General features: G+C 40.5%; 12 protein-coding genes. 2 read left to right on the top strand and 10 right to left on the bottom strand.

The window, feature by feature from the left end:
* From BM291_RS21730 to BM291_RS21705, 5 genes are all read right to left on the bottom strand, one after another.
* Window positions 1-238, bottom strand: a 238-nt coding sequence (locus BM291_RS21730; protein WP_139229171.1) for a transposase, incomplete at its 3' end; no start/stop codon positions are given.
* A 569-nt stretch (window positions 239-807) separates the two neighbouring features.
* Window positions 808-1,635: an ABC transporter permease gene (locus BM291_RS21725; protein ID WP_092902089.1), complete on the bottom strand. Its 828-nt coding sequence runs from the start codon at window positions 1,633-1,635 to the stop codon at window positions 808-810.
* Between the two features lie 168 nt (window positions 1,636-1,803).
* Window positions 1,804-2,463, bottom strand: coding sequence for a GNAT family N-acetyltransferase (locus tag BM291_RS21715; RefSeq protein WP_092902085.1), 660 nt, complete (start codon window positions 2,461-2,463; stop codon window positions 1,804-1,806).
* A 170-nt stretch (window positions 2,464-2,633) separates the two neighbouring features.
* Entirely contained in the window at window positions 2,634-3,548 is a 915-nt protein-coding gene (locus BM291_RS21710; protein WP_245786942.1) for a glycosyltransferase family 2 protein, read from the bottom strand.
* 106 nt (window positions 3,549-3,654) lie between these two features.
* Window positions 3,655-4,161, bottom strand: coding sequence for a winged helix-turn-helix domain-containing protein (locus tag BM291_RS21705; RefSeq protein WP_092902079.1), 507 nt, complete (start codon window positions 4,159-4,161; stop codon window positions 3,655-3,657).
* Between the two features lie 207 nt (window positions 4,162-4,368).
* On the opposite strand from BM291_RS21705, the gene BM291_RS21700 reads away from it, so the two are divergent.
* Complete coding sequence (locus BM291_RS21700; RefSeq protein WP_092902077.1) at window positions 4,369-4,737, top strand: four helix bundle protein; 369 nt, start codon at window positions 4,369-4,371, stop codon at window positions 4,735-4,737.
* 454 nt (window positions 4,738-5,191) lie between these two features.
* Here the strand turns inward: BM291_RS21700 and BM291_RS22135 are convergent, their stop codons facing one another.
* The gene (locus tag BM291_RS22135) at window positions 5,192-5,431 is read right to left on the bottom strand and encodes a hypothetical protein (RefSeq protein ID WP_175499770.1); all 240 of its coding nucleotides are present in this window, start codon (window positions 5,429-5,431) and stop codon (window positions 5,192-5,194) included.
* A 134-nt stretch (window positions 5,432-5,565) separates the two neighbouring features.
* On the opposite strand from BM291_RS22135, the gene BM291_RS21690 reads away from it, so the two are divergent.
* The gene (locus tag BM291_RS21690) at window positions 5,566-6,933 is read left to right on the top strand and encodes a hypothetical protein (RefSeq protein WP_092902075.1); all 1,368 of its coding nucleotides are present in this window, start codon (window positions 5,566-5,568) and stop codon (window positions 6,931-6,933) included.
* On the opposite strand, the gene BM291_RS21685 is transcribed toward BM291_RS21690, so the two are convergent.
* The 4 genes from BM291_RS21685 to BM291_RS21665 form a co-directional block, all read right to left on the bottom strand.
* On the bottom strand, window positions 6,894-8,063 hold the full coding sequence (locus BM291_RS21685; protein ID WP_092902072.1) for a hypothetical protein: 1,170 nt from the start codon (window positions 8,061-8,063) through the stop codon (window positions 6,894-6,896). The genes BM291_RS21690 and BM291_RS21685 overlap by 40 nt on opposite strands.
* Window positions 8,063-9,547 (bottom strand): hypothetical protein, encoded by a 1,485-nt coding sequence (locus tag BM291_RS21680; protein ID WP_092902069.1) that lies wholly within the window; start codon window positions 9,545-9,547, stop codon window positions 8,063-8,065. Before BM291_RS21680 ends, BM291_RS21685 begins: the two co-directional genes overlap by 1 nt.
* Window positions 9,535-11,061, bottom strand: coding sequence for a hypothetical protein (locus BM291_RS21675; protein ID WP_139229170.1), 1,527 nt, complete (start codon window positions 11,059-11,061; stop codon window positions 9,535-9,537). Before BM291_RS21675 ends, BM291_RS21680 begins: the two co-directional genes overlap by 13 nt.
* Before the next feature lie 794 nt (window positions 11,062-11,855).
* The coding region (locus BM291_RS21665; RefSeq protein ID WP_139229015.1) for an integrase core domain-containing protein at window positions 11,856-12,130 on the bottom strand (275 nt) is incomplete at its 5' end.

Raw genomic sequence — 12,130 nt, 5'->3', positions numbered from 1 at the left:
AAGCGGTAAACCAAGTATGTAAAGACAAATTGCTCGACTCCATAACTGTACCGGCTTTTAGGGAAGTTCTTCTTCGACATTGACTGCACTCGAAGAATTTTTTTCCTGAAAACCAGTATTGCTTAGGGCTACTTTTACAGGTTTTACAATAGATCCCTGTCTTCTCACGGTAAGCTTTCAAGTAGGATTCGCAACTCTCCTCGTTTGGAAAATGCTGGATAAACTCAATGATATTCATGGCTTTGTGTGTTTTTAGCCAAGGAAAACCAATTCGACCTATTTAGGAACTACTTGTCACAAGCTGTCAAATAATATTTGGCTACGTGCAAAATCCCGTAGAGTCAGTTAATTTTATGTGATTACCCGCAATGATGCCAGTTGCCTTAGATTCTTTGCTTATCTGGTCGGAAGACCGATGACCGAAGTCCGAAGTGACCTCAATTATAAATTTGAACAAATTCTAGATTGCTTTTCCCACTTTACTGGTAGAAAAGCGGATATACATATAATTTGAAATTCAAAAATTTTAAATTAATAGCGAAAGCTCCCTAGGCTACATCCGCGAATATCCGTTCTACCCCCTAACCCCTAAAGGGGAGAACTGAGACTCTGTTAGAAGCTCTACCATTCACCTCTTCTAAATATTTCTGGAGATGCGTTATGATGCATTGATAATCCCAAATCGCTAAAGGGAGGATTAGATACTCTCCTAAATTAAATGCGAATTAGATTTAATGGTCTTTAAACAAAGTTTAACCGTGACTCGCTCCCCTCTCTCTTTAGGAGAGGGGCCGGGGGTGAGGTAACTTATGCTACATCCGCAAATATCCGTTCCATCCTTCGAAAATACATCATACCGAAAATGAATAGGACAATGGCGACGATGGTGCCTGGCCAGATCCATTCCCAAGGCATGGGACGATCCAGAAAGGCTGCTCGGAAACCTTCGATTACTCCTACCATTGGGTTGAGCACATAGAAGGCTTGATACTTCTCGGGAACAGCTGTGGTACTATATACTACCGGAGCGGCATAAAGCAGTAGCTGTACCACGAAACTTAGGGCATGTTTGACGTCTCTGTATTTCACGGCCATGGCTGAAAGCATCATTCCCACCCCTAGGCTGCACATCAGCAGCTGGATGATCAACAATGGCAGTACCAAAAGTCCCCAACCTGGCATAATCTGATAGTAGATCATCATTCCCACCACTACTACAAAAGCTATTAGAAAGTCCAGCAGTTTGGATAGAATGGAACTCAGTGGCAGCACCATTCTAGGGAAATACACTTTGGTGATCATATTGGCATTTTGGATCAGGGAATTGGCTGACTCGGTGAGTGTGCCGGAGAAGTAATTCCAAGGCCAAAGTGCCAAGTAAGAAAATAAGGCATAGGGAATGCCATCAGAATCTATTTTGGCCAGGTTGCCAAAGACTACGGTGAAGATCAGCGTAGTGAATAGTGGCTGTATTATCGCCCAGGCAACTCCCAATACGGATTGTGCATAGCGGGCTTTGATTCCTCTGAGGGTTAGGAAGTACAGTAGATCCTTGTATCTCCATAACTCCTTGAAGTCTATAAGCTGCCAACCGGAAGTGGGCTGGATGATTTTGATGTTGTCTTTAGGGGTCAAAGGGGGTGTTGGTTGGTGGGTGTTGGTTGGTGGGTGTTGGTTGGTGGTTGTTAGTTGGTGGTTGTTGGTTGTTAGTTGTTGGTTGTTGGTTGTTGGTTGTTGGTTGTCCCGATAGCTATCGGGAGTTGTTTGGTGTTGGTTTCGTTACTGTGGACGGGGGTTTATGAGTTATTTTTCGCTGTACCAATGATAAACAAATGTCTTTTCTGCTAATTTATATCCTAGGGATTCGTAGAGTTTGCAGGCTGGGATGTTGGTTTCCTGGGTGCTTACTTCTATGGTTTCAGCTCCAAGTGAGAAGGCTGTCGCTTCTGCGGCTTTCATCAGTTTCTTCCCCCAGCCCTTTCCCTGGCTCTCTTTAGAAACTGCTATCAGTCCTACTTTAGCTGCCTTAGCATCTACACTGTAGGTTACCATTCCTTGTAGGTCCGGAGCTTGGAGTACGGAGTTGGATTCCCAAGCTTTTTGTATCCAAATTCTATATAGTTTTTCAAATTCCTCCTGATTCAAACGAGTATCTAGTTTGTAGCGGGAATAGGCTCCGCTTTCAAATGCCAAGTCCTGTAATTCCTTACTTAATGACTTCTGAAAAGGCTTTATTTCAGGAATCTCTGTCGGATTATCAATATGCTTCTCAAAGGTCATTTTGATATCGACCAATTGAATAGAGGGGTTATTGAATGCTACCGGTGATTTCGAAAAGAGATAAATCAGTTGAAATTCCTTAGCTGCAATTGCAAAGTTCTCTTCATTCCAATCGGTGTTGATTGATATTCTACCTACTGGGTAATTGAATAGCTGGGTATCGAAGGGAAGTGGAGTGATCAAGGTTTTAGTTGTTGGGTGTTGGTTGTTGGGTGTTGGTTGTTAGGTGTTGGTTGTTAGGTGTTGGTTGTTAGGTGTTGGTTGTTGGTTATTGGTTGTTGGTTGTTTCCACCACGGCGAAGGGGGAATTGATAATTGGAAATTGGTAATTGGTAATTGGTAATTGATGGGGCTTACCCTACTCTTTTCTCTACAATATAAATCGGGCGCTGTTTGACTCCTTCGAAGGTTTTGCCGACGTAGAGCCCTACCATGCCAAGGGTAATGAGCAGGAAGCCGGTGAGCATCCAAAGTGAAATGATCAGACTGGCGTAACCAGCCACAATGATGTCTCCATGTAAGTACTTCAACATGGTGTACAGGGCAAAGAGAAATCCTGTAAGCGCCACTAGCAAGCCAAGTTTGACCGTGAGACGTATAGGTTTGTCACTATAGGCTAGCATGATATCCAGTGCCAGGTTGAACAGGCGTTTGAAATTGTAATTACTAGTTCCTTCGGTTCTCTCCGCGTGAACTACTTCTATGGATGTCTGCCGAAATCCTACCCACTTCACCATGGTAGGGAAATAGCGTATGCTCTCTCGCATGCCAATAATTTCCTTAATGACTTTGCGATGATAGATGCCAAAATTGGCTATGCTCTCATCTTGCTTTGAACCTGTCAGCCAAGCCAGGGTACGGTAAAAAACTTTAGATGACATTTTTTTGAAAAACCCATCTTGCCTATCTGACCTACTTGCAAGCACCACATCAAAACCTTGCTGAGCTGCTGCCATCAAATTGGGGATTTCCTCGGGTCTGTCTTGGAGGTCGCAGTCCATTACCACTATCCACTCTCCTTTTGCTGCATCCAAACCTGCCGTGATGGCGTAGTGTTGCCCGAAATTTCGGGAGAGTTTGATTCCCCTAATCTCTGGATGAAGGGTGGCTAGTCTTTCTATTTCTTCCCAGGAGTTGTCGGGACTGTAGTCCTCTACCAATATGATCTCAATCTCAGAAGTTAGTCCAGACACGGAGGATTTGATTCTAGCTATAAGTTCGGCTAGGACGTTTTCGGCGCGGTATACGGGAGAGATGATGGAGAGCAATGGTTGGTTGGTTATTGGTTGTCCCGATAGCTATCGGGAGTTGTTGGTTGTCCCGATAGCTATCGGGAGTTGTTGGTTGGGAAATGGTAAGAATTATAAGTGGACGCTATTTACCATATACCAGTATGCCTTGTATATCTCCGGGATCGGTTTCCATGATGGATACTTCCACTTTTCGCAGAACTTTCTCGTAGGTTTTTTCTCTGATAAAGTCCAGGTATTCCCTGTCCAGTTCCTTGCCGATCAATATCATATGTACGGTTCCGGAATCTATTCCTTTGGCATAATCTCCGACTATATAGGCCTTTTCTACATCTCCCATCCTTCGGACAATTCTTTCCATCAGATCATCCAATCCCAGGAATTTTGAAACCATGTTTTTGATTTCTGTGAAGAAGGGATGCTCCTCATTGGCTTTGTACACTTTGGTTTTGCCCTCTTCCTGAGAAACTAGCAAACCTGCTTCGGTAAGGCGGTTTAACTCCACCCGAACGGAGTTGGTGGATTCATCAAACTCCTTGGCTAAGGAACGCAAATAGCCTGAATTGGCATGCGAAAAGAACTTCAGAAGAAGTTTGATGCGGGTTTTGGAGGTAACTAGGGATTCGAGCAAACTTTTGGTTGGTGGTTGGTGGTTAGTTGTTGGTGGTTAGTTGGTGGTTGGTGGTTGGTGGTTGTTGGTTGGTGGTTGGTGGTTGGTGGTTGGTGGTTGGTTGTTGGTTGTTGGTTGTGTAAAAATCTGGTTGCTAGTTTATTAAGAAATAAATAGCTTAGTAGTTATTGTTTTGTCGTATTTCTCTTACCTTCTAACAACACTGTGATGAATACTTATAAAGACCTTGATATTTATAAAATCAGCTTTAGTTTATTTTTAAAAACACATCCATTTTCCCTAAAACTTCCTAATTACGAGTTATATGAATTGGGAAGCCAACTACGACGATCTTCAAATTCTGTCAATACCAATATTGTAGAAGGATATGGAAGGAGAAGCTACAAGAATGATTTTATCAAATTTCTAGTTTACTCTGAAGCCAGTGGGTTGGAAACTCTAAGCCATTTAGAGAAAATAGTAGCTCTATATCCTCAGTTATCTTTAGAAGCTGAAGAATTAGCGAAAGACTATGAGCTCTTGGGTGGCAAAATCCACTCCTTCACGGAATACGTAAGAACGAGCTGGAGAAGTTAATGAGGGGTTGGTGGTTGTTGGTTGTTGGTTGTTGGTTGTTGGTTGTTGGTTGTTGGTTCTCCACATAGAACGGGGATGACCATTGTCTATTGGCAGCTGTCTTCAAAGCTTCGCTCGGTCACTCCCATTCTTGGGAAATAGCTAGCCGAGTAATAAACTTACTCAGTGAGTAACAAATTTACTTGGGTAAATGGGATTTGCAAATTATTGGTTGGGGGTTAGGTGTGGTTGTTGGTTGTTGGTTGTTGGTTGTTGGTTGTTGGTTGTTGGTTGTCCCGATAGCTATCGGGAGTTGTTGGTTGTTGGTTCTCCACATAGAACGGGGATGATCATTGTCTATTGGCAGCTGTCTTCAAAGCTTCGCTCGGTCACTCCCATACTTGGGAAATAGCTAGCCGAGTAATAAACTTACTCAGTGAGTAACAAATTTACTCGGGTAAATGGGATTTGCAAATTATTGGTTGGGTGTTGGTTGTTGGTTGGTGGTTGTTGGTTGTTGGTTGTTGGTTGTTGGTTGGTGGTTGGTGGTTGGTGGTTGGTGGTTGTTGGTTGTTGGTTGTTGGTTGTTGGTTGTTGGTTGGTGGTTGGTGGTTGGTGGTTGTTGGATGTTGGTTGTTTGTTGTTGGTTGTTGGTTAGTTCTGGCTCGGCGGACGGGGGTTGATAAATGAAAATTGAACATTGATAATTGATCATTGATCTCGGGAGGGGATTTGGGAGTAGTGGAAAAGGGTCATGGAAATAGGGTTCAATTGGAGTTGGTTTAATTATTACCAATCTTTATTGCATTCAAGCAGTGGCTATACAAACAATAACTCAGATGAATTTTAATGGATTTTAGAAAAATCGTAAAGGTTCAACCCCTATTAATTCTTGTCTTAGGGGCTTTAGTCCTCTATATCTATTTTTTCTTATTTATTGATGGTTCTTATTCTCCCTATTATGGAGATGAGAGTTTCTACTTTAAGAATGCTGAAAGTTTTACCAAACACCTAAGTCTCAAGGCTCCTTTTACCTACAGTGGCTATGGCTCAAAAATATGGGGGTTAGATGCTCATGGGCCTGCATATTCTATCATTTATGGAGGCATATCCTTAGTAATTGGATGGGGCAACTTGAATATACTGTTCATAAATGTATGTATTCTTCTTATTTCTCTTGCCTTACTGAACCTAAGGAAAAAAGAAACTTGGCATGAAAAGTTACTTCAAACTCTAGTCGTATTAGGTTCTCCCTTTGTATTCTTTTATTCATTCACTTTTTTGCCTGAATTAATACATGTAGCTGGGGCAGTATTCCTATTCTTGGCTGCGAATCAGTATATGCGAAAATCTGATAAGCAGAGCTTTATTATCTTAATCCTTTTAATTCTTGGTTTAGGATTTATCAGAAGCACCTGGTTTTTTGCATTCTTTGGATTACCATTTCTTTTTGAAAAGTCAGGTTCCACATGGAAATGGGCATTTATCCCTTTGGGTTTATGTCTGCCATTTCTAATGCAATCCTACCTTCACGAGCAGGTACCGAATACATTTTCTGTGATGGGGGAATTAATCCGATCAGGAAATCTAAGTGCAGCTTGGGAGAGTTTCTATTTCAATATCAAGCGAAATATATATTTTGCTTTGCATTTCACTGAGGGGAAATTTTATACCCTTCAGAAGATATGGATAGCCTTAACTCTACTTAGCTCTGTGCTATTATTTAGAAGAAGTAGCGTCCTGTTTTTCGGTGCTATCACGCTTGGCAGTATCTTGATTTTCAATATAGTACTCTATAAGAATTACGATTGGGCAGAGTTGAGAATGTACACTCCGATGTGTCTATTTCTAAACTTATCGCTAATCTCGACCAACAGGAATTTGGCCTATGGCCTAATAGGCTTGAATTTCATCTCGTTCCTGCTTGTAATCCCCCTTCAGCAAAAGTTATTGAAGTTGAGAATAAATCCAAGTGTAAAGGATATACCTACAGCAACCGTCCTAGAATTAGAGCAGCTCTCCTCCCCTATAGTCCTATTGGATACCGTGTTACTTCAATCGTACTCACTTAGCCAATTGCCTATTATAGACAATAAGGGAGATAGGATATCATATATTTTGCCATACTATGAGATTGAAACCAAACCGTACAACTACTTTTTAAGCATAGAGAATGATCATATCAAGGTTTCAAAAGCAAAAATCCTGACCCAATAGGCAATCCCAAATGCGACTTGAATCAGGTAGAAAGCTGTCATAACTTTTGTTCTACTGGTCAAGTGTTTGTGCTGAGCATGGTAATCCTTAAGGATCACAGACAGGATACTCATGTAATTTAAAAAAAGGGCTATGGGGATTTGCCAGTAGAAATTTGCGTGATATTGACGAAATCCAGTTTCTGCGAAGAGGAAATAAACTATAAAAGAAAATATCAAAAGGATAAAAGTGAAGGTAAACATTGAGTCTTCGAAAGCAGTCTTCCTCCAGAGGATCAAAAAACAAAGGAGCAAAGGAATGCTGCTTAGCAAATCCAGAATAGGTTGATGTGAGTAATGCAACCAAATTTTAAAGGGGCTAAGGATTATTTGTGAGATCTCATCTGGTTCATACAATTTTTCCCGAATAGGATCCCAGGTAAATATCAAGTGTTTTTCAAGTAAGATAAGGGCGATAAAAATCAACACTATGAAGATAGACTTCCATAGCATAGGTGAAAATCCCCTTTCCTTAATGAGTATGTAAATAGGTAAGGCAGGAACAAAACAGAATAAAAAGCTAGGCTTGATTAACAGTAAGGCTAAACCAATCCCAATAATCTTATAGATTCTATTTGTTGACTGATCTTCACTCCATTGTAAGGTTTGAAAACAAAGGAGGATAGAAAATGGAAAAACGGCGATTGTGGTGGAATTATGCCAGATATTAGGAGTGAACTTACCCAGATACCATAGCCCTTCATCTATCCCTAGTAGATAGATAGGCCCTAAAAAAAGAAAGCTTATTGAAAGTAGGAATAGCTTAGTATTTGTGAAATCAATCTTAGTTTTAAAGAAATTAAAAACTATCCTATACTTCCACCACAAAAAAAGGGTAAGAACCAGAATAGAGCTTAATACAAATGGATGACGAAATCGGGCTATCAAATCTACCAAATAGATTAGCCCATAATATCCTGGAGGAATCGGAAAGGATCCAGCATCTAAGTAGTCAATTAAAATAAAATTATGAATTTTGATATCGACGAGATGTTTGAAATTCATAATCATGAAAGTGATAGTAAAACTATATAGTCCCACTATCAGCAAATCATATTTCCAATTTTTAAACTTAGCCCAGATTCCTTTCATTAGTTAGAAATTAAAAGTACCTGGTCACCTATGCTTGGTTGGGGCTCCATATCTTTAAAATAGACGGCATTACTTGAATAAGTTGCCGAATCAACCAAATATGCCCGCTTCATATCATTGGTTTCACCACTATTCAAAAGAGTAGGCCAACCCAATACTCTGAAAGGCAAAGGGTTCTCAAAAACCAACTCATGATAAACTTCGCCGGCGGCTATTAGCACTACCTCCTCTATTCCTGCCGCTTTCAGGCTTTCGAGTTGACTTTTTAGTTTTTGCCCTGAAGGAATATTCTCTGAACTTTTAGTGTAGGAGTAAAAGTGAAAGCAAATCCCTAAAACAAGTACCAGTGCTCCGCCTTTTAAGGTTAGTTCCTTACTAAAATCAGGATGAGGTAGAATTAGAGAAATCAAGAAATATAATAAGAAGACGATAATATAAATCTGAACTTTTATCAGGTAGAATGGGGACAGCACTACTAGCACAGTACTAAGAAAAACCAGTATAATCAATTGGCTTTTGTATTTCCAAGAAACGGTATAAGCTATGAATATCAGTACGATAGTAATCAAATAAACCTCATGCTCTATAAAGGTATAAAGAGCCGTTAGCGTTGCAGAAAAAGTGAACTGTCGAGATCTTTCCTGGTCGAGTAAAACTTTCCATTGCTCCAGCTTATTAGCCAAACCCGAATCGTTTTGAAATTCAATCAGACCGTTGGAAAAATGATAAAGTTCGAGATGACTATCCTTAAAATCCTGTTTATGCAATTGTAAAACTGGATGATCAAATACTTGGGACCTCAATTGGTTTTGCTTTTGAAACTCTTGATTCACCATGAAGTGGCTTATCGAGGAAAAAAGTAGGAAAAGCAGGACAGGCATAATTAAGAGTCTATACATTCTCTTATCTCTGATAATAAGAAAATTTAGAAATAGAACTCCTGCAAACAACAGCATTGGTACTTCTTGGCGTATAAGAATACCTGCCAGAATTAAAATATCTGCAGGGTAGGCCTTATACCATTTCATCTCCACATCTTCTTTGGAACTAACCAATCTGCTTGCTAATCCTGCACTAATAGCAAAAGCAGCCACTATGGTGAATTGAAGAAAAAACAAGAAATGTACAAAGAAGCCAAAGAGAAAAAGTGTCCAGATAAGCCTAGACCAGAAAGTTCTCTCTATTGTGACTACCTGCTTTAAGAAAACTAAATAACCTAGGTAGATCACTAAAAACCAGGTCAAAGGATACCAGGGAACAGCAGGGCTTAAGGTGTAGAGTACGGAGAAAATCCTACTGAGCAATGGGTGGATAAAAACCGCGTAAGGCTCCGGTGTCCCAGTATATGCACCTGAAACCAGCCACATCATGATTTCATCATCATTGACCTGAAATCTCCAAGGCAGAAACCAAATGGCAATCATTGCTCCCAGACCGAGAAGAGACCAAAACAGCAGGAAGGATTTAGACTTTATTTTCTCCATAAAATCTGTAATTCTTCTCCATCAGGAAGTTGGACATAGGTCTTAGAAAAATCGCTTTTCACAAAGGAAGGTAAGGAATCCAGAGAGTAAAAGAGTAGTACCTCGGCTTGATATCCAGAAGGAAAGAAATATTCAGTTTGGCTCTTTGTCCAAAAGCCAGGGGATTTGGGGGATTTTTTATTCAGGAGATATGCGATTCCGGGAATTCTATAGAAAGCCAAAAGCTGTTCTTGCTCCTGCACTAAGGGTTCAACGGCGGTTAACACCTCTATCTGCTTTTCGGTGAGCTTAATGTTCTTTCCATGGCCATAGGTCCATTCCTGTGTGGCTTTCCAAAGAGGTTCCTGCTGAAAGGGGTGAATCCAGATACCATTTGCTACCAGCACTAAGGTAAAGCCCCCTACTGCTAAACTCATTTTTGCTATTAGACTTTTATCGATTAGGCTACCCAGATAAAAGGCGGCAATCAACCAAAAGACCCAGTAATGAATCCCCAAACGAAGCCAGTAGACGTTGCTTCCCAGATGCAGCAGAAATGGCAAAACTAACAGGGTAGCCAATAAGTACCGTTGATGGGAAGGTATGGATGCGAATGGCAAGCGCGGAGCTAGATAGGCAAGAAAAGCTACGGTAAGCAACAGAACAATATGGTTCCACTCCTGCGCGATGGCTGTGTAATAGCCTATGCATACAAGTAGAATCAAGGCAATAAACAGCATGGTGTACTTCAGTTTGGGTGCTGAAGCTCTGAGTTTACCGGAAAAGAAAAATGGAATAGCAACTAATACTAGCCAAAAGCAGCCAACTGCAGTGTATTTAAACAATAAGAGAAAGGAGTACTCTGATCGATGGGCCATCATTTGACGGGCATCCAGAATCCTGGCAAAGGCAAACTCACCTAAAACCAGATACATGGTCAATTCAATAATCGCGAAGGGAAGAATCAGACCAAGGACAGAAGTCAATTTAATGTCTTTGGCATAAATCAACCAAAATATGGTAAGCAAACCCAGCCCCAAGCTGGCGGTGATTTTAGTATAGGCCATACAGGCCAGCAGTAGGCCTATTAGGAAATAGTGAGCTGGGGTCTTATTTCTCTGTGAGATCAATGCTAGCCAAAAGCAGGTTATTACAACGCTTAAGGAATTGTAGGATAGACTTTGAGGCAAAAATGCATATCCCGCGAAAATGCCTAGTAAGGAAATAAAGAAATGCTGGATGGAGAGTTTGGCAGATCCCGCCAAGGTCTTCCAGAAGGATGTCAGGGATATTGCTGCTAGCACATAGAGAACCAAACGGAGCAATCTCAATCCTATAATTCCGAACTCTATTCCAGTGATTTTGTAGAAGAGTTTAAAGAACAGATCGTAATTGAAGATGCCTGCACTATTCTGCTGCTCAGGCACAACCAATAAAGCATATAAACCTTCATCGGAAATATCAAAACCACGATTCACTGCGAAGAGAATCAGAAGAAGTGATAGAGAGGTAAAGCTTGCGAGAAGTTTGATCAATAGGTTGGTTGTTGGTTGTTAGTTGGTGGTTGGTGGTTGTTAGTTGGTGGTTGGTGGTTGGTTGTTAGTTGGTGGTTGGTTGTTAGTTGGTGGTTGGTGGTTGTTGGTTGTTGGTTGTTGTTGTTGGTTGGTGGTTGGTGGTTGGTGGTTGTTTCCGCCACGGCGGACAGGGGTTGGTGGTTGTTGGTGGTTGGTGAGAATTGCTTTTAGAAAAGTAAAAAGATACTGCGAAAATTAAGAATTGTTAGTTTCATTCAGTGAGACAAAGGTAGAATATTTATATAACAACTTTTAAAAATACCATTCAGTGGAGAATTTAGGGGCATAAAAGCAAAAAAATACCCTGTATAGGGTATTTTTTTCTGGGATCCTCTTAATACCTTTATGTCAGGGTGATTAAGCAACTTTTCAAACACTACTTTTTCTAAGAAAATATTAAAGGGATTTTTTATAACATTTTTTTATCCCTTTTACCTATTCCACCCCCAGCCCCTGAAGGGGAGTTTGATCGTGCTAGCTGATAGATTTAGGTGTTAAGACGGAAGACCGAAGACCGAAGACTTAAGAATTAAGATTTAAGATCTAGGAGTTTTTCACTCAATTATTTCTATTTGGAAATGTTCAGAGGTAGAAATTAAAGTCTGAATATGTAGTTAAAATCCCCCTAACCCCCTTTTACTATTCACCTTTTCCAAAACTGGATCTTTTATAAAGGGGGAGTTTGATCGTGTGACTCGTCCTAAAAAAAGTTTACAGGTTAGAGTTTAAATACTGGTATAGATTTACAGTTTCATTTAGTCCTGTAATGGATTTACAAGAGTACGTTTTTTAGGGTAATAGTTTCTCCATAGCCTTTCTGTTTTTTGATTGGTTTGATGGATTTCTTCCGGTGTCAGGTTCCCAATGCTCATGTGTGGTCTTTCCTGATTGTAGAGCTTGACAACTTCTTCTAAGAGCAAAGTAGCCTCCTGGATAGTTTCTATTTGATAGCAGTCCAGGTATTCTTCTTTTATTATTCCATTTATCCGTTCTGCCAATGCATTCTCCAATGGATCTCCATTTTCGGTCA

This window comes from Algoriphagus aquimarinus, from assembly GCF_900112005.1.
GTDB classification, from domain to species: Bacteria; Bacteroidota; Bacteroidia; order Cytophagales; family Cyclobacteriaceae; genus Algoriphagus; species Algoriphagus aquimarinus.
This window is presented reverse-complemented; position numbering and strand designations above follow the sequence as displayed.

Bases quoted from the DNA above. Each gene is read 5' to 3' on its own strand.
- BM291_RS21685 (WP_092902072.1), bottom strand. From the start codon at position 8,063: ATGAAAGGAATCTGGGCTAAGTTTAAAAATTGGAAATATGATTTGCTG.
- BM291_RS22135 (WP_175499770.1), bottom strand. From the start codon at position 5,431: ATGATCAATTATCAATGTTCAATTTTCATTTATCAACCCCCGTCCGCC.
- BM291_RS21690 (WP_092902075.1), top strand. From the start codon at position 5,566: ATGGATTTTAGAAAAATCGTAAAGGTTCAACCCCTATTAATTCTTGTC.
- BM291_RS21700 (WP_092902077.1), top strand. From the start codon at position 4,369: ATGAATACTTATAAAGACCTTGATATTTATAAAATCAGCTTTAGTTTA.
- BM291_RS21680 (WP_092902069.1), bottom strand. From the start codon at position 9,547: ATGGAGAAAATAAAGTCTAAATCCTTCCTGCTGTTTTGGTCTCTTCTC.